25 protein-coding genes and 1 tRNA gene are annotated in these 21,625 nt (G+C 71.6%); 8 read left to right on the top strand and 18 right to left on the bottom strand.

All coding sequences use genetic code 11. The annotated features are described in order from the left end of the window. Positions 1–2: 2 nt before the first annotated feature. Both K8F61_RS18110 and K8F61_RS18105 read right to left on the bottom strand, forming a co-directional pair. Positions 3–416: a molybdenum cofactor biosynthesis protein MoaE gene (locus tag K8F61_RS18110; protein ID WP_067242367.1), complete on the bottom strand. Its 414-nt coding sequence runs from the start codon at positions 414–416 to the stop codon at positions 3–5. Then, entirely contained in the window at positions 413–1,603 is a 1,191-nt protein-coding gene (locus K8F61_RS18105) for a ThiF family adenylyltransferase (protein WP_231820169.1), read from the bottom strand. The genes K8F61_RS18110 and K8F61_RS18105 overlap by 4 nt, the downstream gene beginning before the upstream one ends. An 89-nt stretch (positions 1,604–1,692) precedes the next feature. Here K8F61_RS18105 and K8F61_RS18100 point away from each other — a divergent pair, with 89 nt between their 5' ends. Then, positions 1,693–1,941: a MoaD/ThiS family protein gene (locus K8F61_RS18100; protein WP_067242365.1), complete on the top strand. Its 249-nt coding sequence runs from the start codon at positions 1,693–1,695 to the stop codon at positions 1,939–1,941. A 55-nt stretch (positions 1,942–1,996) separates the two neighbouring features. Further along, the gene (gene moaC / locus K8F61_RS18095) at positions 1,997–2,473 is read left to right on the top strand and encodes a cyclic pyranopterin monophosphate synthase MoaC (protein WP_231820168.1); all 477 of its coding nucleotides are present in this window, start codon (positions 1,997–1,999) and stop codon (positions 2,471–2,473) included. Between the two features lie 12 nt (positions 2,474–2,485). Here the strand turns inward: moaC and K8F61_RS18090 are convergent, their stop codons facing one another. Further along, entirely contained in the window at positions 2,486–3,805 is a 1,320-nt protein-coding gene (locus K8F61_RS18090) for an LssY C-terminal domain-containing protein (protein WP_231820167.1), read from the bottom strand. Positions 3,806–3,846: 41 nt separating this feature from the next. Then, positions 3,847–4,635 carry a tyrosine-protein phosphatase gene (locus K8F61_RS18085; RefSeq protein WP_067242355.1) on the bottom strand — a complete coding sequence of 263 codons (789 nt, stop codon included), beginning with the start codon at positions 4,633–4,635 and terminating at the stop codon, positions 3,847–3,849. Positions 4,636–4,768: 133 nt separating this feature from the next. On the opposite strand from K8F61_RS18085, the gene K8F61_RS18080 reads away from it, so the two are divergent. Further along, positions 4,769–4,856, top strand: a tRNA-Ser gene (locus tag K8F61_RS18080). Between the two features lie 125 nt (positions 4,857–4,981). Here the strand turns inward: K8F61_RS18080 and K8F61_RS18075 are convergent. The 6 genes from K8F61_RS18075 to K8F61_RS18050 form a co-directional block, all read right to left on the bottom strand. Then, complete coding sequence (locus K8F61_RS18075; protein WP_231820166.1) at positions 4,982–5,833, bottom strand: alpha/beta fold hydrolase; 852 nt, start codon at positions 5,831–5,833, stop codon at positions 4,982–4,984. 35 nt (positions 5,834–5,868) lie between these two features. After that, complete coding sequence (locus K8F61_RS18070) at positions 5,869–6,477, bottom strand: GNAT family N-acetyltransferase (protein ID WP_231820165.1); 609 nt, start codon at positions 6,475–6,477, stop codon at positions 5,869–5,871. Positions 6,478–6,516: 39 nt separating this feature from the next. Beyond that, positions 6,517–7,167: a phosphatase PAP2 family protein gene (locus K8F61_RS18065; protein ID WP_084344248.1), complete on the bottom strand. Its 651-nt coding sequence runs from the start codon at positions 7,165–7,167 to the stop codon at positions 6,517–6,519. Positions 7,168–7,353: 186 nt separating this feature from the next. Continuing rightward, positions 7,354–8,322 carry a carbohydrate ABC transporter permease gene (locus tag K8F61_RS18060; RefSeq protein WP_219085467.1) on the bottom strand — a complete coding sequence of 323 codons (969 nt, stop codon included), beginning with the start codon at positions 8,320–8,322 and terminating at the stop codon, positions 7,354–7,356. Continuing rightward, positions 8,319–9,452, bottom strand: a complete 1,134-nt coding sequence (locus K8F61_RS18055) for a carbohydrate ABC transporter permease (protein WP_067242340.1) — start codon at positions 9,450–9,452, stop codon at positions 8,319–8,321. Before K8F61_RS18055 ends, K8F61_RS18060 begins: the two co-directional genes overlap by 4 nt. A gap of 73 nt (positions 9,453–9,525) precedes the next feature. After that, a complete protein-coding gene (locus tag K8F61_RS18050) occupies positions 9,526–10,848 on the bottom strand; it encodes an ABC transporter substrate-binding protein (RefSeq protein WP_067242337.1) in 1,323 nt (440 codons plus the stop codon). Positions 10,849–11,133: 285 nt separating this feature from the next. Here K8F61_RS18050 and K8F61_RS18045 point away from each other — a divergent pair, with 285 nt between their 5' ends. Continuing rightward, positions 11,134–12,159: a LacI family DNA-binding transcriptional regulator gene (locus K8F61_RS18045; protein ID WP_067242334.1), complete on the top strand. Its 1,026-nt coding sequence runs from the start codon at positions 11,134–11,136 to the stop codon at positions 12,157–12,159. A gap of 158 nt (positions 12,160–12,317) precedes the next feature. Here the strand turns inward: K8F61_RS18045 and rplL are convergent, their stop codons facing one another. Next, positions 12,318–12,707, bottom strand: a complete 390-nt coding sequence (rplL, locus tag K8F61_RS18040; protein WP_067242331.1) for a 50S ribosomal protein L7/L12 — start codon at positions 12,705–12,707, stop codon at positions 12,318–12,320. Between the two features lie 44 nt (positions 12,708–12,751). Further along, positions 12,752–13,267 carry a 50S ribosomal protein L10 gene (gene rplJ, locus K8F61_RS18035; RefSeq protein ID WP_067242328.1) on the bottom strand — a complete coding sequence of 172 codons (516 nt, stop codon included), beginning with the start codon at positions 13,265–13,267 and terminating at the stop codon, positions 12,752–12,754. A 323-nt stretch (positions 13,268–13,590) separates the two neighbouring features. On the opposite strand from rplJ, the gene K8F61_RS18030 reads away from it, so the two are divergent. After that, positions 13,591–14,271, top strand: a complete 681-nt coding sequence (locus K8F61_RS18030; RefSeq protein ID WP_231820164.1) for a YqaJ viral recombinase family protein — start codon at positions 13,591–13,593, stop codon at positions 14,269–14,271. Between the two features lie 56 nt (positions 14,272–14,327). After that, complete coding sequence (locus K8F61_RS18025; RefSeq protein ID WP_231820163.1) at positions 14,328–14,972, top strand: hypothetical protein; 645 nt, start codon at positions 14,328–14,330, stop codon at positions 14,970–14,972. Between the two features lie 11 nt (positions 14,973–14,983). Here the strand turns inward: K8F61_RS18025 and K8F61_RS18020 are convergent, their stop codons facing one another. From K8F61_RS18020 to K8F61_RS18000, 5 genes are read right to left on the bottom strand one after another with little or no spacing between them, the layout of a single operon-like run. Continuing rightward, positions 14,984–15,505 carry a hypothetical protein gene (locus K8F61_RS18020; protein WP_231820162.1) on the bottom strand — a complete coding sequence of 174 codons (522 nt, stop codon included), beginning with the start codon at positions 15,503–15,505 and terminating at the stop codon, positions 14,984–14,986. After that, positions 15,502–16,206: a hypothetical protein gene (locus K8F61_RS18015; protein WP_231820161.1), complete on the bottom strand. Its 705-nt coding sequence runs from the start codon at positions 16,204–16,206 to the stop codon at positions 15,502–15,504. Before K8F61_RS18015 ends, K8F61_RS18020 begins: the two co-directional genes overlap by 4 nt. After that, complete coding sequence (locus tag K8F61_RS18010) at positions 16,203–16,829, bottom strand: S24/S26 family peptidase (RefSeq protein WP_231820160.1); 627 nt, start codon at positions 16,827–16,829, stop codon at positions 16,203–16,205. Before K8F61_RS18010 ends, K8F61_RS18015 begins: the two co-directional genes overlap by 4 nt. Positions 16,830–16,839: 10 nt before the next feature. Then, positions 16,840–17,505, bottom strand: coding sequence for a SipW-dependent-type signal peptide-containing protein (locus tag K8F61_RS18005; protein WP_067242312.1), 666 nt, complete (start codon positions 17,503–17,505; stop codon positions 16,840–16,842). A gap of 7 nt (positions 17,506–17,512) precedes the next feature. Next, complete coding sequence (locus K8F61_RS18000; RefSeq protein WP_231820159.1) at positions 17,513–18,130, bottom strand: SipW-dependent-type signal peptide-containing protein; 618 nt, start codon at positions 18,128–18,130, stop codon at positions 17,513–17,515. Positions 18,131–18,302: 172 nt separating this feature from the next. Between K8F61_RS18000 and K8F61_RS17995 the strand changes: the two genes are divergently transcribed. Further along, a complete protein-coding gene (locus K8F61_RS17995) occupies positions 18,303–19,958 on the top strand; it encodes an MDR family MFS transporter (protein WP_231820158.1) in 1,656 nt (551 codons plus the stop codon). Next, positions 19,951–20,415: a MarR family winged helix-turn-helix transcriptional regulator gene (locus K8F61_RS17990; protein ID WP_231820157.1), complete on the top strand. Its 465-nt coding sequence runs from the start codon at positions 19,951–19,953 to the stop codon at positions 20,413–20,415. Before K8F61_RS17995 ends, K8F61_RS17990 begins: the two co-directional genes overlap by 8 nt. Positions 20,416–20,443: 28 nt before the next feature. Here K8F61_RS17990 and K8F61_RS17985 read toward each other — a convergent pair whose 3' ends face one another. Next, the gene (locus K8F61_RS17985) at positions 20,444–21,619 is read right to left on the bottom strand and encodes an SseB family protein (RefSeq protein WP_067242299.1); all 1,176 of its coding nucleotides are present in this window, start codon (positions 21,617–21,619) and stop codon (positions 20,444–20,446) included. Between the last annotated feature and the right edge of the window lie 6 nt (positions 21,620–21,625).

Raw genomic sequence — 21,625 nt, 5'->3', positions numbered from 1 at the left:
GTTCAGAGCCCCACCCACTCCGAGACGCCGTCGTCGTAGTGCTGGCGCTTCCAGATGGGGACCCCGCGCTTGATCTCCTCGACGAGCCGCTCGCACGCGGCGAAGGCCTCGGCGCGGTGCCCGGCGGACGCGGCGGCGTAGAGGGCGACATCGCCGATCCGGAGATCGCCCACGCGATGCGTCGCCGCGACCCGCAGGCCCGTCTCGGCGGCGACCCGCTCGACGATCTCCGTGAGGAAGCGGGCCGCCTCGGGATGCGCGCGGTAGTCGAGCGCGCGCACCGGGCGACCGCCGTCGTGATCGCGGACGACCCCGCGGAACGTCACGATCGCGCCGTGCGCGTCCGAGCCCACGGCGGCGTCCACCGCGGCCTCGTCGATCGGCCCCTCGGCGATCGCCGGCGCTGTCTCGGTCATGCTCGAACCCCTTCTCCGGCCGCGGCCCCCGCGACGTCCTCGACCGCGGGCGGAGCCGGATCGGCGCCGCCCTGCCCGGCCTCCACCTCGCCGCCGATCGCGACGAACGCGCGGATCCCCCCGGCGAGGTAGCGGGCATCGATCCCGCGCTCCCGCAGCGTCCGCACGGCACGACGGGACCGTGGATCGCGCTCGCAGTAGACCACGACGGGCGCGGGTCCCTCCGGATCCTCGCCCGCGTCGAGGCGACCCAGCGGCAGCAGGCGGGCTCCGGGGATCCGGCGCAGCGCGGCCTCGTCCGGCTCCCGGACGTCCACGAGCCGCACGGGCTCTCCGGCGCGGATCGCGCGCAGCACCTCGGCCGCGGAGACGGCGTCGCGCTCATCGCGCTCGCCGGCCGGCGACTCCGGCTCGAGAGCCGTGACCCGAGGCGCGTCCTCGTCCGCACGGTAGGCGATCTCCCGGGTGCGCGCGGTGAGCGCGTCGTACACGAGCACACGCCCGAGCAGCGGCTCCCCGATCCCCGTCACCAGCTTGATCGCCTCCGTCGCCAGGAGGGAGCCGATCGCCGGGCACAGCGTCGGGAGGACGCCGCCGAGCTCGCAGGACAGCGCCGCGTCGCCGGAGGGTGGTTCCGGGAAGAGATCGCGGTAGGTCGGGCCGTGGCCGCGCCACGCGACGCCGACCTGGCCGTGGAATCGTAGAATGGCGCCCCACACCAGCGGCTTGCCCGCGAGATCCGCCGCGTCGTTGGCGAGGAAGCGCGTCGGGAAGTTGTCGCTGCCGTCCACGAGCAGGTCGTAGTCCTCGAGGAGGGCGGGGAGGTTGTGCGCTCCGAGCCGCTCGCGGTGAGCATGCACGACGGTGTCCGGATCGATGGCCCGCACCGCGTCGGCGAGCGAGTCGACCTTGGCACGCCCGAGATCCGCCACGCCGTGACTGAGCTGGCGGTGGAGGTTCGACAGCTCGACGACGTCGTCGTCCACGACGCCGATCGTGCCGACCCCGGCCGCGGCCAGGATGGGCACGACGGCGCTCCCGAGTCCGCCGGCCCCGATGACGAGGACGCGCGCGGCCCGCAGCCGACGTTGCGCCTCCTCCCCGAACCCGGGGAGCATGAGCTGACGGCTGTAGCGGGTGATGCGCGCGGGGTCCAGGGCAGGACCCGGCTCGACGAGCGGGAGCATGCCGGAAGTCTACGCGGGCTTCTCCACTCTGCGGCAGAGTTCTTCCGCCATGCGAACATAAGTTTCCACGTGCGGGGTAGGATGGGGGAATGGTGAACGTGACGGTCCGGTACTTCGCGGCGGCTGCCGAGGCCGCGGGCCGGGAGCAGGAGGACATCGCGCTGCCGGAGCAGCCGACGCTCGCCGCTCTGCGCGACGTGCTCCTGGAGCGCTACGGCGACGCCATGGGCGCCGTCCTGCGATCCGGTTCGTTCCTCGTCGACGGCGTCGTCCGCCGTCGCCTCGACCACCCCGCACACGGTACCGTCGACATCCTGCCCCCTTTCGCCGGAGGATGACGCCACGGCGGCAACCCCCGCCCCGACGCCGGGCGACGACACGAGCGGAGACCCCATGAGCGAGCTGACCCACCTGCGCGAGGACGGATCCGCGCACATGGTCGACGTGACCGACAAGGCCGTCACGCGTCGCGAGGCCCACGCCCAGGCCGTGCTGGTCACCACCGAGGAGGTCGTGGCGAAGATCGCCGACGGCTCGCTGCCGAAGGGCGAGGCGCTCGGCACCGCGCGGCTGGCCGGGATCATGGGCGCGAAGCAGACCTCCGCGCTGATCCCGCTGTGCCACCCGCTCCCCCTGACCAAGCTCGCCGTCGACCTCGAGCCGAGCGGCGACCGCGTGCGGATCGTCGCGACCGCCGTCACCACCGGGGTCACCGGCGTGGAGATGGAGGCGCTCACGGCGGCGAGCATCGCCGCGCTCACCCTCTACGACATGATCAAGGCCGTCGACAACCGCGCCGTCATCACCGACGTGTGCGTCCTCGCGAAGTCCGGCGGCAAGAGCGGCGACTGGACCCGCGAGGCCGAGTGAGCCGAGCCCCGCTCATCGTGCCCGGCGGCGCGTGCGGCGCACCCACGCCCCCGCCGAGTCCGACGACAGCGCCAGCAGCGCGACGCACTGCAGCGTGGCGATGAGGAGGGTGCCGTCGAGCCCCGGGACCATCGACCCGTCGAGGTAGTCGATCGCGACGGTGAGGATCCCGAGCGTGAGCAGCACGATGAGGATCGCCCGCGCCCGTCGTCCCCGCCGCAGCACGAGCACCGCCATGACCACCTGGGCCGCGACGATCCCGGCCAGAACGAGCACGATCCCCGCTGTGACGACACGGACGTCTCCCGGCGACCCGGCGAGCGCCTCCCACAGGTCCGGGTCGAGCAGGATCGTCAGAAGCTGGATCACGCCGAGCACCATCACGATCACGGCGCCGGCCGCCACCGCCAGCGGCATGCGACGGACGACGTCCTCCGGCGTAGGGGTCTCGTGCGCGGGACGCGGGGCGTCCGCGGGTGGGGTCGGGGCGGCGACCCCGGTCAGGTCCACGATCGGGAGGTTCCCGTCCGTGACGAAGCGGTCTCCTCCGCCGTTGCGGGCGTGATAGCCCGTGGTGAAGTCGTGCAGCAGTCGCACCCGCACCGCCGGGTCGGCCTCCTGCAACGAGGACACGACGTGATCGCGCTCGACGTCGGTGTTCTCATCGATGCGATGGGTGACCTGGAGCGTGAAGAACGACAGCCCGACGTCCGTGTCGTAGGTCCCGGCCCCCAGCCAGTCCGTGCGGGCCCCGCCGGGCAGCAGCCACCCCTCCGGGGTGTGCCAGAACCGGACGTGGTGGCGCTGCTTGGGGTTGCCGGCCACCTCCTGCTGGTACGCCACGTCGTGGCGGCGACCGAAGAGCATGAGCGGTGAGACCGGCGCCGTCGGATAACTGCGCCGGGTGAGCGTGGAGGCGATGATCCCCCAGGTCGAGGCGGCCGTGATCTCGTCGGCGCGGTGCCAGCCGGCCGCGGACATCGCCGCGTCGAGCTGCGCGGCCGAACCGTCCGCGCCGAGGTTCACCGGATCCCCGAGCAGGCCGTCGGCCGTCCGGGTCCGGCCGAAGAAGTAGTCCGGGACATACAGGTCCGACAGCATCCGGTGGAGCCGGGGAAGGGCGAGATACGCGAGGATCGCCCAGACCGGGATGAAGAGCAGCCACGCCCAGGGCGTCCGGAACCCCTGCACCGCGATCACGACGGCGAGCCAGACGGCGGAGGCGGTGCCGATCAGGAACGCGACGCGATCGAACACCGTCGCCGGAGGCAGCGGCTGCTGCATCTGCACCGCCCACCGGCGGCGCGTGTGGTGGTCGTCCGTCGCGCTCATCCGCCTCTCCCCCGGTGGCTCCCGTCGCCGTGCCGCTCGGCTCAGCCCGCCAGGCGCTCGCGCAGGAGCGCCAGGTCGGCGTCCTCCAGCCCGCCGGCCCGCAGATACGCGGCGGCGCCGCCGCGCTCGTCGGTCCACGCGAGCGCCGCTTCGATCGCCGCCGGGGGCGTCGCGGTCACGAGCGCCTCGATCTGCGGCACGCGCGGAACGCCCCACGACTCCGCGCGTGCGAGCATCCGCTCGGCCCAGGGGCCGGCGAGGTTCGACGCGCTGACGGCGTAGTCCGCCACCACGGCGTCGCGCTCGGCTCCGACGGCGTCCAGCAGGAGCGCGGTCGCGACCCCGGTGCGGTCCTTGCCCGCGGTGCAGTGGATGAGGACGCCGGAGCGCTCGTCGGCGGAGCGGGCGACGATCCGAGCGACCTCGGCGAAGGAGGCCGCCCCGCTCTCCAGCATCCCGACGTAGAGCCGGTCCAGCGTCGGGATCCGCTCCAGCAGAGCGCGAAGTGCCGCGGGATCGGCGAGCGCCGCCCCGGCGCCGGCCGGCATCGACATGGCCCCCTCGAGGATCGACAGCGTGACGGTGCGCAGCGCCGGGCTCTCGGGCAGCAGGTTCGGCGCGTCGCCGCGCTCGGCCTCTGTGCGGAAGTCGACGATCGTGCCGACACCCGTCGCCGCGAGGTCATCCCGCCCCGCGTCCGTCAGGGAGGACAGCGCGTCGGATCGGTAGAGCACGCCCGACCGGGTCTCGCCGCCCGAGCGCAGCGGGGTGCCGCCGGTGTCGCGGGAGTTGTACGTTCCGTCGATGAGCGGGGCGGCGGACGACGACATGGGCACTCCTCGGCTCGGCGGCGGGCGACGCGGACGCGACGCCGCTCCCCCGAGCGTAGCGACCGCCGCCCGCCGGCGCCCGCGTCATCGCGACCACTCCCGATCGGATAAGATGGTCAGGTTGTTCCTTCCTGGTGACGTGTCCGAGCGGCCGAAGGAGCACGCTTGGAAAGCGTGTGTTGTGCAAGCAACCGAGGGTTCGAATCCCTCCGTCACCGCCAGAAAGCAAGACGGGTCTCCGCGTCAGCGGGGGCCCGTCTTGCTTTCTCCCGATACCCGCGGGATTCGGGGAGAAGCACGCCGAAGGCGAGCATCGGAGTCCCTCCGTCACCGCCAGACTGTCCGCTCATCCGGTCACGGCGAGCCCGCCGCGGATCGCGTCGGCGACCCGATCCGCGGCCTCCACGGGGGCGAGGTGGCCGACGCCGTCGAGGATCAGGGGTTCCGACGCCCCTGGGATCGCCGCGCGGAGCCGGTGCGCCTGCTCCACCGGGATCCACGGGTCCTCCCCACCCCACCCGATCCTCACCGGGCAGCGGATGTCCGCGAGACGTTCGACGAGCGGTCTCGTGTCGGCCGGGCGGAGCGCGGCGATCTGTCGGTAGAACCCCGACTGGCCCTCGGCATCCGTCCACGGTTCGCGGAGGACGGCGAGCGCGGCGGCGGGCAGCGTCCCGTTCCCGGCGCCCGCGATGTACTCCGTCACCAGCGCGGCGTGCAGCCGCGGCGGCAGAGCGGCGAAGACGTCCGCGTGCTCGGCGACCAGCCGGAAGAACGGGGAGCCCCACGGATCGAGGGTCACCACGTCCCAGAGCGCGAGGCTCGCGTAGTCCCTGCCCTGCCGCAGGTGAGCGCCGAGCGCCACCGCTCCCCCGACGTCATGGGCGACCACGTGCGGTCGCGCGAGTCCGAAGCGATCCAGGAGCGCGGCGAGCCGGGCGCCCTGCGCCCCGAGTCCCAGCGGAACGGAGGGATCCTTCGTCGACCGGCCGTATCCGGGCATGTCCCAGAGCAGGACCGGCCGGTGCCTCGCGATGTCGATGGCCGCCGCCGCCCAGACCCGGGCCGACCACGGCGTGCCGTGGCAGAACACAACCGTGTCGGACACCGGGCCGTCGCCCAGGCGGTACGTCGCGATCGTCGCGCCGTCGAGCTCGACGAGGACCGGATCGGGCAGCGACGGGATCGTGACGACCATGACCGCACCCTACGCGCGGCCGCCGACACGCTCCCTCAGCCCAGGGGCGTCCGGATCCCGAGGATCGTCGTGCCCTCGGGGGACGGCAGAGGGAAGAAGCCGAGGCGCTCGTAGAACGCGGCGGCGGCGGTGTTCTCCGGGTTCATCCCGAGATGCAGCGCCGGCACGCCTCGACGGCCGAGCTCGGCCAGCAGGGTCTGCACGAGCTGACGCCCGAGGCCGAGGCCCTGCGTCTCGGGGAGCAGGTCGATGTGCAGGTGTGCGGGGTACTCCGCCGCGTTCGGCTCCCTGCCGGGACCACGGCCGTCGGCGTAGTCGAGCAGCCGGTCCTGGCGCGTGGGCTCGGCCTCGCCGGAGCGGCGGTAGCGATCCCGACGGCTCGGCCACCACTCGTCGCGGAACCACCGTTCGAACTCGTCCGTGTCCGCCGTGGACACGATGTAGCCGATCGTCCGTGCGTCGTCGGACTCGACGACCCAGCACAGGCCGGGATCGTGCACGGCGTACGGCACCGCGAACAGGTCGCCCCACAGGGCGTCGTCCGCGAGCATGCCGGTCGCGTCCCCGCCCGAGTCCGCCGTCTTCAGGCACACCTCGACCAGGGCGTCGCGGTCGGCGGGACGATACGGACGGATGTGCGGCACGGGGGCTCCTCGGGGCGAAGAAGGCGGGGTGCGATCAGCCTATCGACCCGGCGCCGAGGGCGTCGGCGGCCCTGCGACCTCCCGGCGACGAGCCGGGTCGACCCACGCCCAGAAGGCCGCGGCGAGCACCAGCCCGACCCCGACGCCGACGAGGGCGCCGCCGACGGTGTCGCTGAACCAGTGCACGCTGAGCACCGTCCGGGAGAAGGCCATCGCGACGATCCAGACCATGCCGCCGAGCACCGCGCCACGGCCGGGGAAGAGGATCCACAGCACGACCGCGATCGTGGCGGCGTTGGCGGTGTGGCCGGACGGGAACGAGCCGAAGTCGGAGGCGACGAGCAGGTCCTCCGGTCGCGCGCGGCCCAACAGGTGCTTGATGCCCTGCACCGCCACGGCGCTGCCCGCGAAGGCGACGAGCGCGAAGAGCGCGTGACGCCATCCGCGCCGCCACAGCGCGAGACCCGCGATCGCCAGGGGGATCAGGAACGTCGCCACCCAGCCGCCGCCGATCACGTTCATCGCGAGGGCGAAGCCGACGAGCCCCGGCAGTCGCAGCCCGCCCATCGCGCCGTTCCACGCCTCGTCCAGGGCTTCCGGGAACGGCGCGGACAGCCCGACGAGGACGGCCAGGACGGCGGCGAGTCCGAGGCACGAGAGTCCCGCGATGAGGGCGGCGCGTCTGGTCATCCGCCCATTCTGCCGTCCAACGCCGTGACAGTCGTTGAGCGAGCGAGGCGAGACGACACGCGGTGACCCGATGCGGGGGCGCTTCGTCTCGTCGCTGGGCTCCTCGCTCGGCGACCAGGAAGGGCCCGCCGGGCGTGCCGAGGCGTCCGCCGCGCGGTCGCGACGGACGCCTCGGTCCCGATGTCCTCAGCCCTTCGTCGACCCCGCCAGCAGTCCGCGCACGAAGTACCGCTGGAGAGCGAAGAACACGATGAGCGGGACGATGATCGACACGAAGGCCCCTGCGGTGAGCAGATGCCAGTCGTTGCCCCTCGTCCCCGTGATCTCCGCCAGCAGCTTCGTGATCGGCGCCGCGGCTCCGTCGGCGAACACGAGCGCGACGAGCAGGTCGTTCCAGACCCAGAGGAACTGGAAGATCGCCACGGACGCGATCGCCGGCATCGTCAGCGGCAGCACGATCCGGAAGAAGATCTGGCCCCGCGACGCTCCGTCCACGCGCGCGGCCTCGATGATCTCCCCCGGGATCTCGGACATGAAGTTGTGCAGCAGGTAGATCGCCAGCGGCAGGGCGAACATCGTGTGCGCCAGCCACACCTGCGCGTATCCGCCGGCAGCCCCCAGCGGGAGCGTCACCGGCAGTCCGAACAGGGTGAGCCCGCGCGAGAACGAGCTGAGCAGCGGCACGAGGGCCATCTGGATCGGCACGATCTGCAGGGCGAACACGAAGATGAACAGCGCGTTGCGTCCCTTGAAGTCGATCCACGCGAACGCGTACGCCGCCATCGAGGCGATCATGAGCGGCACGATCGTGGCCGGGATCGTGATCGCGATCGAGTTGACGAACGACTCGATCATGGTCAGCTGCGTCGTCCCCGACTGCAGCACGTCCACGTAGTTCTCGCCGGTCACCCGCGGGTTCAGGAAGAACTCCCACCACCCGCTGCTCTGGATGTCGTCCCGCGGGCGGAACGACGAGATGAACAGGCCCAGGGTCGGGATCGTCCACAGGATCGCGATCAGGATGGACGCCACCGACGCCCATGGCCGGGACAGGCGCTTGCGGGCGCGACCGGCGGAGGCCTCCAGCCCCCGACCGGTGGTGATCGCGCGCGTCGTCGTCTCCGGCGCGGTGGAGGAACTCGTCGGGGCGCTCATCGGATCTCCCGCTGCTTCTGGATCTGGCGCGCGTTGTAGATCACGATCGGCAGCACCAGGATGAAGAGGATCACGGCCAGCGCGGCGCTGCGCCCGCCCTCGAACTTGGTGAACTGGGTGTACATCTCGTTCGCCAGCACCGAGGTCTCGTAGTTGCCGCCCGTCATGGTGCGGACGATGTCGAAGACCTTCAGGGAGGCGATCGAGATCGTCGTGAGGACCACGATCAGCGCCGGCCGGATCGCCGGCACGGTCACCGAGATGAACCGCTGCCAGGGGTTGGCGCCGTCGAGCTCGGCGGCTTCGAGCAGCTCCGCCGGCACGCCCTTGATGGACGCGGAGAGCACGACCATCGCGAAACCGGTCTGCACCCAGATCAGCACGACGATGAGGAAGAGCGTGTTCCACGGCGGGTTCAGCAGCCACTGCTGCGGCTCTCCGCCGAACCAGACGAGGATCTGGTTCAGGAGGCCGATCTGGTCGAACTCCTTGCCGCGGTACTCGTACATGAACCGCCAGATGATGCCGGCGCCGACGAACGAGATCGCCATCGGCATGAACACGAGCACCTTGTAGATCTTCTCGCCGCGGGTGCGGTCGATGAAGACGGCGTAGGCGAGTCCGACGATCGTGGAGACCGTCGGCACGAGCAGCACCCACACCACCGTGTTGAGCACGACGCGGAGCCCGTCCGGCTGTCCGAAGATCCACAGGTAGTTGTTGAGGCCGACGAAGTCCTTGCCCGACGAGTTCATGAACGAGGCCACGAACGTCTGCAGCGTCGGAAGGATCAGTCCGACCATGAGCAGCAGCATCGCGGGCGCCATGAAGGCCACGAGCTGGATCAGATAGCCCTTGCCCTCGCGCGATCGATAGTCGAGGAGGAAGAAGAGCCCTCCGACGGCCACGGCGACGCCCATCGCCCAGTAGTAGGAGTTGAACACCCACATCACGATCAGCGGGATGAGCAGGCACATCGCCAGGCGGATGCCGGTGTAGAGCGCGCCCGATCGGGGCGCGATGTCGACAAGGAGCAGGATGATCGCCACCACCAGCGCGAACGCGATGACGACGACGACGGCCTGCAGGATCGGGTGCATCGTCCCGATCCATTGGAAGAACGCGGTCACAGGTGTCCCTTCCCCATGGTGCGAGGACCGGAAGGCGGGCCGCCCCCGTGGAGCGACCCGCCTTCGCGATCGATCAGCCCTGCGGCCAGCCCGACTCGATCTGGCTCAGGACCTCGTCCGTCGCCGTCCCGTTGATCCAGGCCACCATGCCCTTCCAGAACGTGCCCGCACCCACGGCGCCCGGCATCAGGTCGGACGCGTCGAAGCGGAACGTGGTGTCCGGGTCCTGCAGGATCTTGATGGTCTCCTGCAGGATCGGGTCCTTGGCGTTCTCCGGGTCGAGCCCGTTGTTCGCGGAGGTGACGCCGCCCAGGCTCACCCGGCTGTTGGCCCACTCGGGGCTGGACAGGTAGGCCAGCACCTTCTGCACGGCCGGCTTGTCGCTGAACGCGCCGACGATCTCGCCCGCGCCGGTCACCGACTTCTGCGCCTCGTCCACGCCGGGGAGCATGAACGCCCAGACGTCGCCGTCCTCGGCGATGGTGGTGCCCTCCGGGAAGAAGCCGGAGAGGAACGACGCCTGGTGCGTCAGCGCGCAGGAGCCGTCCGCGACCTTCGCGGCGACGTCGCCGAACGCCGTGGAGTTGATGGAGCGCACGTCGCCGAAGCCGGCGTTCACGTAGGCGGGGTTGAGCAGGATCTCGCCCACCTTGTCGAACGCGTCCTTGATCTCCGGGTCCGTGAACTTCACGTCGTTGGTGATCCACTTGTCGTAGACCTCGGTGCCGCCTTCGCGGAGCACGTAGTCCTCGATCCAGTCCGTTCCCGGCCAGCCGGTGGCGGTGCCGGACTCGAACCCGGCGCACCAGGGCGCCGAGCCGGTCTTGGACTGGATCGTCTGTGTGAGGGCGACGAGCTCGTCGAGGGTCTTCGGCGGGGTCACGCCCCACTCGGTGAACTTCGCCGGCGAGTACCAGATCCAGCCCTTGACGTTCGCCATCAGCGGCGCCCCGTAGAACGTGCCGTCGACCGTGCCGTAGTTGACCCAGTCCTCGGTCCAGTACTCGTTGGCGTTCTTCTCGACCTCTTCCGGCGCCGGCTTCAGGAAGTCGCGCGAGGCGAAGTCGGCGAACAGGCCCGGCTGCGGGAAGATGCCGATGTCCGGCGGGTTGCCGCCCTGCGCGCGCGTGCCCACCTGCGTCTCGAAGTCCTGGCTGCCCTCGTACTTGATCGTGATGCCCTCTTTGTCGGCCCACTCCTTCCAGGACTCCTGGAGCAGCTTCGCCTCGTCATCGACGATCGTGCCGTAGACGGTGACGGTGTTGTCATCGCTGCCGCCTCCGCCTCCGCCGCCTCCGGGGGCCGCCCCGGGGGCTCCGCATCCGGCGAGCGCGACTCCGGCCGCACCGAGCAGGGCCAGCGGTGCGAGCCGCCGATAGCGCTGTGACAGAGCCATGTGATCTCTCCTCTTCGAGTCTCACGATCCCCGTCGCCGGGCCCAGCGCCCGCGACGTCGTAATCAGGAACCGATTCCAGGCCAAACTACTGGCCTTTCACTCACCCGCACAATCCCGGCAACATCACAAGCCGGCAAAGTTTCCGGCCTCCCCGAACGCTCGATCCGGCCGGGCGTGGGAGCGCTCCCGCGGAATCATGCGGGAATCGTGATGGAACCGGTTCCGCATCGCGGCCGCGCGGCGCTACCCTGGCAGAGCCGCGCAGCGCGGCCGAGGAGGGCCCCATGAGCACGATCGCGGACGTCGCCGCGCGCGCCGGCGTCGCCAAGGCGACGGCGAGCCGCGCGCTCAGCGGCACGGGATACGTGGCCGAGGCGACGCGCGAGCGGGTGCGACGCGCCGCGGAGGAGCTGTCGTATGTGGCCCACTCCAGCGCGACGAGCCTCGCGACCGGCCGTACCCGCGCCGTGGGCGTGGTGATGCCCTCCGTCGCGCGCTGGTACTTCGCGGAGCTGCTCGCGGGCATCCAGCACGCCCTCATCGAGAACGGTCTCGACCTGGTGCTCTACAGCGCCGTCGAGGGCAGCAGCGACCGGGCGCGCATGCTCGATCACGCGCTGTCGCGTCGCCGCTTCGACGGCCTCATCGCGGTCTGCATCCAGCCGGCGGCGCACGAGCTGGAGCGCCTGGCGGCGATGGGCCTTCCGCTCGTCACCGTCGGCCCCGTGGAGCCGGGCCTCACCGGCAGGGGCGGCATGAGCATGGTCTCGATCGACGACGCCGCCGCCGCGCGGGTCGTCACCGAGCATCTGATCGACCTCGGCCACGAGGACATCGCCTTCGTCGGCGGCATCCCGGACACCGTCCGCTCCGGGCTCGGGGACGAGATCCGCGCCGAGGGCTACCGGTCGGCCATGACGGCGGCGGGCCTGGCGGAGCGGGTGAGGGTCGTGCGCTCGGCGTCCACGATGCCCGACGCCTTCGTCGCCGCTGCGGACCTGCTCGGCGACCGCCGCCGGCGCCCGACCGCGATCGTGGGCGTGTGCGACGAGGCCGCGGTCGGGGCCATCATCGCGGCACGGCGGCTGGGGATCGCGGTGCCGTCGGAGCTCAGCGTCATCGGCATCGACGACCACGGCTTCGCGGAGATGTTCGCCCTCACCACCATTCGGCAGAGTCCCCGCGCGCAGGGCGCCGACGCCGTGCGGCTGCTGCGGATGCGTCTGGAGTCACCCGAGGCGCGTGCGGAGCGCGTGATCGCCCCGGCGACGCTGGTGGTGCGTTCCTCCACCGCCGCGCCGCGCTCCTGAGGGACCGGCGTTCCTGAGGGATCGGCGTTCCTGAGGGATCGGCGGCACGGCCCTGGAACGCACGAAGGCCCCGGGCGAACCCGGGGCCTTCGCAGAAACTGTCGGCCGTGCGGCCGGTGCCGGGGCGACACCGCGAGGCGGTGGCGACCCGGCGGGGCTCACTTGAGGGTGACCGAAGCGCCGGCCTCCTCCAGAGCGGCCTTGGCCTTGTCGGCGGCCTCCTTGTTGGCGCCCTCCAGGACGGCCTTGGGGGCACCGTCGACGAGAGCCTTCGCCTCGCCGAGGCCGAGCGAGGTGAGCTCGCGGACGACCTTGATGACCTGGATCTTCTTGTCGCCGGCGGCCTCGAGGACCACGTCGAACGAGTCCTTCTCCTCAACGGCGGCGCCACCGTCGCCCGCGGCGGGGGCACCCGCAGCGGCAACCGCGACCGGAGCGGCAGCGGTCACGTCGAAGGTCTCCTCGAAGGCCTTAACGAACTCGGAGAGCTCGATGAGGGTGAGCTCCTTGAACGCGTCGAGCAGCTCCTCGGTGCTGAGCTTTGCCATGATGTTTCTCCTTGATTTGGGGTTCTACGACGCCGGGGCCTGGATCAGGCCGCGGACTCCTGCTTCTCGCGCAGCGCGTCGACCGTGCGGACGGCCTTCGACGGCAGAGCGTTGAAGACGAATGCCGCCTTCGTCATCGAGGCCTTCATCGCGCCGGCGAGCTTCGCCAGCAGGACTTCACGGCTCTCGAGGTCGGCGAGCTTGTTGACCTCATCCGCGCTCAGCGGGTTGCCATCGAAATAGCCGCCCTTGATCACGAGAAGAGGGTGTGCCTTGGCGAAGGCACGCAGGCCCTTCGCGACGGCGACCGGGTCGCCGTGCACGAACGCGATGGCCGAGGGACCCTTGAGGTCCTCGTCCAGCGACGAGATCCCCGCGTTGTTCGCGGCGATCTTGGTCAGCGTGTTCTTCACCACGGCGTACTCCGCGTCCTGACGGATGCTGTTGCGGAGCTCCTTGAGCTCGGCAACCGTCAGACCGCGGTACTCGGTGAGCAGAACGGCGGTCGAGTCCTCGAAGTTCTTCGTGAGCTCGGCGACCGATGCTTCCTTCTGCGCCATGGCCACTCCTTGTGTTTACGAGATGCCTCACGGAGGTGGGGCATCGACCTCGACTCCGGTGGTTCCGGGCGCTGCGGGCAAGAAAAAACGCTCCGCGCAAGCGACGGAGCGTGGCCGGTCATCCGGCGAAACGATCATGTCCCCTGCGCGGGCCCCTGCTGAGCAGTGCTTCGATCGTCATACTCGCGCACGACGATGACCGGCGGTCTTCGGTTGGCTCCACTGTACGCGATCCCGGCGTCCCCCGCCAAATCGTGCGGCCGGGCAGCGACGCGGCGGCGTGTACGGCGGGACGCGTCGGCGGGGCGGCGTACGCTCGGAGGGTGACCCCGGAACTCGAAGCGCGCATCGTCGCGGACTCGCGCGACCGGGTCGCGTGGCTGCGGGCGCGGGCGCGAGGGATCACCGCCACGGACGTCGCCGGGCTCACCAGCGAGCGCTCGATCGCCCGCGCCGCCGACGCCAAGCTCGGCGCAGGGCCCCGCTTCGCCGGCAACGCCTATACGGACCACGGACGCCGCCGCGAGCCCGAGATCGCGGCCTGGGTCGCCGCCACGCACGGGATCCTCCCCTCCTCGGCCCTCTTCCGCTCCGCGGGAGAGGCGCGCCACCTCGCGACGCCCGACGGGATCATGGTCGATGCCGAGGGCCGGATCCTCCTGGCCGAGATCAAGACCACCAACAAGTCCTGGCGGGCGATCCCGCGCACGTACCTGCGGCAGGTCTGGTGGCAGCAGCACGTCCTGGGCGCCGAGCGCACCCTGTTCGTCTGGGAGGAGCACGAGGACTTCTCCCCCGTCCACGACGAGCCGCACTGCGTGTGGATCGACCGGGACGAGCGGGAGATCTCCCGGCTCGTCGGGCTGGCGACGGACCTCATCGACGAGCTGTACCGCCGCACGACCGGCCGCACGCCGCCGAGCCGGACCGCGGTGCCGGCGGAGAGCCGGCGCGAGGCGCTGCGCGAGCGGGACATGTTCCGCGCCCTCGCCCTCGCCGACTGACCCGTCGCGCACGCGCGGGCGAAGCCCGGGCCACGCCGAGGTGGAAGAGTGGAGCGATGAACGCCCGCCGCATGGACCTCTCCTGGATCGCCGACCTCGATCCGACCGGCACGACGGTGGCGTCCTACACCTTGCGTTCCCATGCGGCGACTGTGCGGGTCCTCAACCCGGCGCACGACCGGGCCGGGAACCCGGTGACATGGGCATCGGTCGGCAGCGCGCCGTTTCGACTCCGCAGCGACGTGCAGTGGACGGACGTGCAATCGCGCAGCGACCGGACCGACATCGAGGAACCCCTCATGGGCACCGTCGACGACACGGTCGCCGTCGCTCTGCTCGCACATCTCGCCCCACTCGGCCCCATTCTCGTCGCACAGTGGGAGGGATACGCGGACGCCGACGTCGACGCGCGCGGCGACGCGCTCCACGTCGAGTTCCCGCCGGAGCGACCGTGCACGGTGAGCGCCGTCCACGCCGATGACCTTCTCCGGGCGCGAAGGAGACCGATGCGTTGGTGGGATCCGGGACGCACCTGGATGGCGGGCAACGACATCTACGCCCGAAGCCTGTTCGTCAGCGGCCCGGAAACCCTCATCTCAGGCCTCCTGGCCGACCCCGCGCTCGAGGCGTTCCGTGTGAGTACCGGCGACCAGGTCCTCCCTGAGGACCGCACATTGCGGACCCGACCGACCAGGCGCTGAGCCTCCGGGGGTCAGCTGTAGGTGCAGGTGGGCTGGGTCAGCGGGCCGAGCAGTCCCTGCGTATAAGTGAACGTCCGCTCGGTCGCCGACGTCCACGCCCCGATGCCCGTGCGGAACTTGGCCGTGAAGCTCTGCCCGAGGAGGCTTCCCAGCAGACCGCTGAGCAGGGAGTTCGTGAACGTCGTGGTGTAGACGCCGTTGACCGGCCCCGTCGTCGGCATGCTCTGCCACTCCCCCGTGCCGATCTTCCACTGCGCGTTGGAGACCGGGAAGGCATTGTAGGGCGGGGTCGCGGACGGCCAGGTCCACGTGATCTGCACCACGTCGCCCCCGAGCAGCACACTCCGGCACAGCGGCACCCCGGTGATCGTCGGGGGCTGGAGCACGATCGTCGTCGCGACCGCCGTCGCCCGCTCGGTGTCCGTGTACGCCGCCATCGTCTCCTGCACCGGCATCGGCGTGCCGATCCCGGCTCCGATGCCGAGCAGCGCGAGACCGAGGACGCCGGCCAGCAGACGCCGGGCCGCCCTCATCGCTTCCCCTCCCCGTCCCCGCCGTCGGCGGAGGCGTCCGCGTCCCGGTCGCGGCGCCCCCGACGGACCGCGCCGAGGATCACCGCCAGCGCGCCGCCCACGAGCAGCACCGCTCCGACCACGATCACGGCGACCGGGACGTCGGCGCCGGTCGGGGGAAGATCGGACGGAGGGCCGATGCCCGCACCCTCGCCGAACCCGTCGGCGCGGACCCGCAGCTCGGTCGACGCCGCGGCGGCGGACGCGTCCGCGGACGGCGCCAGCGACACGTCGAGTCTCACGGCGCCGACGGCGTCCGCATCGAACTCGCCGAGCGGCACCCGCGCTCCGTCTCGGCGCACCTCGACGTCGCGCAGGAGCACCGTCTCGCCGCCCGGGCACACCTCGCCCTGCCAGTCGTGCAGACACAGTCGCGCGTCCACGGTCAGTCCGACGCCGCCCGTCGCGACGAGGCCGACCGCGATTCGTCCCGGATCCGGGGCGTCGGCGCTGATCCGGACATCCCAGCGCAGGGCGTCCCCCGCCGACAGCCGCGAGGCCGCCTCCCAGTCCGCGGTCGACTCGAGTCGCAGATAGCGCCCCTGCACGACCTCCGTCGTCGTGGCGGCGAGCGCCGGCGCCGCGACCCCGAAGACGAGGCCGATCGCGAGGAGCACCGCACCGGCGCCACGGAGCCGGCGGGGACGCGACGCGATGCTCATGTCCGCCGGTCCCTCCGCAGGGTGCCGCCGGCGACCGCGGCGACCGCGCCCGCCGCACCCGCGGGCGATGTCTCACCCGCACCCGTCGCCTCGCCGGCCGCGTCCGGGTGATCGCGGCCGCCCTCGCGCGGCCAGAAGGCCCACACCACGAGCAGCGCGGCCGCCACCGTGATCCCGCCCATGACCCACGGCGAGCCGAGCGCGACGATGACGTGCGCCACGGCAGGGACGGAGCCGCGCACGATCCGCACGGTCTCCACCGTGTAGGGGGCGGGATCCTCGACGTCGTTCGCGTCCCCCTTGAGCGTGAGCACCCGGGATCCCTCGGTCGGACCGGGTGCCGTCGCGGTGACCCGGTGCGTGACCGGCAGCTCCCCGGGCCGGTCGACCGTGACCACGTCCCCCACATGGGCGTCCGCGGCGGGGATCTGCTGCACGAGGGCCACGGATCCGGCCGGGATCGCCGGGCTCATGGATCCGGTCTTGAACATCATCAGGGAGAACCCGCCCGTGACGGCGAGGATCACGAGGAGGATGCACGCGGCCCCGCCGATCGCAGCCAGGGTCAGCGCCGCCTCCCGGGTGGCGCGTCCGACGGCGCGCAGGGCGCGTCCGAACCTCATTCCCGCCTCCTCACGCCGTCGGCGTCGTCGCCGTGAACGTCCAGGTCGGCCGCACATCCCCGCCCTGGGAGGCGTTGTCGGCTTGGACGGGAAGCTCCAGCACGACGCAGAACGTCACGATGTTCGTCCCGCCGGCTTGCAGCGCGCCCGTCGCCGTGGGGAGCGGGATGTTCTGCACCCCGGTCGCCACGGCCGTCGTGGGCGTGCTCGTCGTGCACGACGGCGCGGCGGACGGATCCGTGGTGGTCGAGACCGCGACACCGACCTTGAGCGCGTTCTGCAGCGCCGCACTGGCTCCGGTCGGCGCACTCGTCCCGTCGGCGCCCGTCACCGTCACGGCGGACAGGCTCACGGTGCCGGGAACCGTCCCCTTGTTCCGGATCTGGATCCACGCGGCGCGCTTCTGCGCGGGGTAGAGACCCGTGGCCGCGAGCGGGAGCTGCACGACCGGCGTGCGCGGCGAGTCGACGAACGCCCCCAGGTCGGTGCGCGCCTCGATCGCGAAGGTGCCGGCGGTGATCGTCGAGGTCGCCGCCTCCTGGTCCGTCCAGGCGGCGAACGTCAGAGACGCGCCGACGCCGAGCACGAGACCGCCCGCGAGCAGCGCCCGCAGCCGACGGGAGCGGGCCCTCGTCCGTTCCCGTCGCCGGCGTCGCGTCGTTTCGCGTCGGCTCACGACGGACTCAGCTCGACGTGGCCGTGAAGGACCAGGTCGCCGTCGCGTTCGCGCCCTGGACCAGCCCGGTGCCCGCCGTCACCACGAAACAGAGCTGCTGGGCCGCGCCCGGGGTGGCCGCGTCGGCTCCCTGGGCGAGGGCGAGGTCCGCACCGTCCGTGAAGGCGGACAGCGAGCTGCCGGACGCCACCAGGGAGCCGGTCGTCGCCGATGCGTTGCACGCGGCGCCGGCGGCGATCGCGTAGACCGAGTACGAGAGGTTCGCCTCGTTCCCGCCGGTCCCGGCGGCGACGGCGGTGGCGGTCAGGGAGGCGGGCGTCGTCGTGCCGGCGGCGAGACGCACCCAGAACGGCGCGTAGACGACATCGCCCGGCGTCAGGTTGTCGGCCAGCGGCAGGGTGAACGCCAGCGACGCCGCCGCATCCCCCTCGTCGACGTTGTGGTCGTCGTACCCGGTGGTCGCCGACGTCGTCGAGCCCTCCAGGTTGAACTGCCCGGCGCCGAACGTGCCGGTCGCGAACTCGGAGTCGTTCCAGGCGGCCAGCGTGACGGCCGCGCCGACGCCGAGCACGAGCCCTCCGGCCAGCACCGCCATCACCTTGCGGCGATCGGTCTTCTTCGACATGCGTGTCTCCCCTCGGGAATCGGGTCAGCGCCCTCGCGCCCCTCATCGCCATCCTGGACGCCGGGATCCGGAACCGCAATATCGGGATACCGATCCCTCGTCGGACCGAATGGTTGACTTCTATCCACCATCGTCATATAGTTGACTTCTCTCAACCACTTTCAGGAGTTCGATGACCGCCGCCCACACCCCCGCCACGATGTCCCACCGTCAGGTGCTCGAAGCCCTCTCCGGCCTGCTGCTGGGCATGTTCGTCTCGATGATCGCCGGCACCGTCGTGTCCACCTCGCTGCCGGTGATCGTGCACGACCTCGGCGGCGACCAGAACGCCTTCACCTGGGTCGTCACCTCGACGCTGCTCACGACGGCCATCGCGACGCCGATCTGGGGCAAGCTCGCGGACCTGTTCAACCGCAAGCTGCTCATCCAGATCGCCCTGGTCATCTTCGTGGGTGCCACCGCTGCGGCGGGCTTCTCCCAGGACGCCGGGATGCTCATCACCTTCCGTGCGGTCCAGGGACTGGGCGCCGGCGGCCTCGCCGCGCTGAGCCAGATCATCATGGCGGACATCATCAGCCCCCGAGAGCGCGGACGCTACATGGGCCTGTTCGGCGCGGTCATGGCCGTCGCGACGGTCGGAGGCCCGCTGCTCGGCGGATTCCTCACCGACGTCGCCGGCTGGCGGTGGAACTTCTACGTGTCCGTGCCGTTCGCGATCGCGGCGCTGATCATCCTCCAGCTCACCCTCAAGACGCCCGCCGCCACACGACGGGCCCGGATCGACTACCTCGGCATCGTCCTGTTGTCCGCCTCGGTCGCGCTGCTGCTGATCTGGGTCACCAGCGCCGGGCAGAGCTTCGACTGGTGGAGCACCGAGACCGTCCTCATGGTGGGCGGATCGATCGTCGGCGCGGTGCTGTTCGTGATCGTCGAGCTCAAGGTCTCCGAGCCCCTGGTGCCGCTGCGGATGTTCCGCAACCGCACGTTCACCCTGTCGGTGGTCGCCTCCATCGCCATCGGCATCGCGATGTTCGGCACCTCGGTCTTCCTCAGCCAGTACATGCAGATGGCGCGCGGCGCCACCCCGACCCAGGCCGGTCTGATGACCCTGCCGATGATCGCGGGACTCCTCGGGGCGTCCATCATCGTCGGCCAGCTGATCACGCGCTACGGCCGCTGGAAGGGCTACCTGGTGGCCGGGTCGGTCCTGCTGATCGCCGGGTCGGCGCTGCTGGCGACGCTGCACTACGACACGAACTTCGTGCTCGTCTCGGTGTACATGTTCGTGCTCGGCGCCGGTGTCGGCATGACCATGCAGAACCTGGTCCTCATCGTCCAGAACACCTCGCGTCCCGAGGACCTCGGCGCCGCAAGCTCCGGGGTGACGTTCTTCCGGAGCCTCGGGGGCACGGTCGGAGTGTCCGTGATGGGCGCGGCGCTGGCGACGACCGTGTCTCAGCTGTTCAGCGACCGGGCGGCGGATCTCCAGGCGGCGATCGCGTCGCTGGGGAAGAAGGGCGCCGAGGTGGCGCAGCAGCTCGCCTCCGGAGCGCTGCCCGAGGTGCACGCGCTCCCGGAGGCGGTCCGGGTCATCGTCGAGGACATCTACGCCCAGGGCATCGCGACCTCGTTCCTCATCGGCGTGCCGCTCGCCGTCGTCAGCCTCATCGCCGTGGTCTTCCTGCCGAACACGCCGCTGACCCGTCTGACCACGCGCGAGCGGATGGCGGCCGCCGAGGCCGATCTCGCCACGGTCAGCGCCCCGCAGGCCATGGACGCGATCCCCGCGACCGGTCCGGTCCCGACCACGAGGACCCGCGATGAGTGACCCCGCCGCCGACGAGCGCACCGAGGCCCTGCACGCGCTCGAAGCCGAGTTCGGCGAGCTGTTCTCGCGGGTCCGGCGCCTCTACCTCGCCGGTGCGGAACGGGTGGCCCCCGGGCTGTCCCCCGGCGCGTACAAGATGTTCTCCCTGATCGCGCGCCGCGGCGAGATGACCGCCTCCGAGCTGGCGGAGCGGACGCTGTCCGACAAGTCGCTGGTCAGCCGGATGGTGCGGGAACTGGAGGGGCAGGGACTGATCCGCCGGATCCCCGACCCGCGCGACAAGCGCTCCAGCCTCCTCTCGGCGACTCCGGAGGGCTTGGACCGGCTCACGGCGGCCCGACGCCACGACGACGAACGCCTCGTCCGAGCCCTCGAGGACTGGGAGCTCGCCGACATCCGCCAGCTCACCCGCCTGCTGCGCGCCCTGTCACAGGGCGACGTGCCGTCCACGGACTGAACGCTCGCCCGGCCCGGCCGGACCCGCGTCAGTCCGCGGCGGGAGCCTCGGCGAGCGCGAGGACGGCGCCGAGAGCGTCGCGGCGCACGGCGATGGTCGGGCCGGCCGGGTCCACGATCACGCCGGTCAGCTCGGGGTGGCCGGCGAGCACCTTGCCGATCTGCTCACCGGAGAAGGGCATCGGCTGGTCGCCTCGCGCGAGCGCCACCACTTCGAGCGGGTGCGAGAAGACCTGGAGGAAGCGCGAGCCGTCCGCCGCCCGGGCCTCCGCGACGCCGAACTGGCCGTCCTCCCCCGGAGCGCTCACCGCGACCCAGAAGCGGGCCGTGGCCAGCGCCTCGCCGACCTTCGCCTCGGAGTCCGCCTCGCGCGGCGCGGCCAGCAGCGTCTTCAAGGTGAGGTTCGGATCCGCCTGCTCCAGAGCCTTCGCGAGGACCTCCCGCGGGAGCACCACGCGATGCGGCGCCGACGCGTTGTCGATGATGAGGCCCGCGAACGGTCCGTTCACGACCTGCTGGAGCACGGCCTGCACCGGCTGGACGACCGCGCTGGTGGCGGCGGGATCCTGCTCGAGCTGTACGGAGTCGCGCACGGCCGCCGCCGAGCTGAAGGCCAGCATGAACGTGTTCTCGCCGTCCTTGACGATCCCGACCGAGAGCGGCTTGCCCGCCTGGAGCTGCTCGCCCGCGTCGCCCTGGACGCGCAGGAAGAGATGCCCCTGAAGCGTCTGTCGCAGCACCCCCAGCAGGACCTCGTTCGACGCACCCTCCTCCAGTTCGGCGAGCGCTTCGCGCAGGAGGACGTTGTCCTTCATCCCCGGGATCGACTCCGTCTGGGCCGGCGGGTCCACGGGAGCGAGCGGCAGTCGGCGCTGCGCGGGAACCGCAGGCGCCGCCGGAGCGGGTGCTGCGGACACGCTCGGTGCCGCGGCCTCGCCCGGCGCACCGGAGCCCGTTCCCTCCTCGGCGATGAGCCCGGACACGTCGTGCCCGGCAGGCGACCCGAGCCCCCGGAACGCCTGCACCGACACCGTGACCTCCGGGACCGCGTCCGGCGTCGGGGCGTCGGTGGCCTCGGAAGCGTCCGTGGATCCGGCCACCGTCCCGTCCCCGGGAGCGACGCCCGCGGGCGTCTCCTCCGCGGGTGCCTCGGCGGCGGTGCTGACGACGTCGTCCTGCTTCTTGCGGCGCGAGAAAAGACCCATCGGGCC

The sequence above is a fragment of the Microbacterium resistens genome, from assembly GCF_021172025.1.
GTDB lineage: Bacteria > Actinomycetota > Actinomycetes > Actinomycetales > Microbacteriaceae > Microbacterium > Microbacterium resistens.
This window is presented reverse-complemented; position numbering and strand designations above follow the sequence as displayed.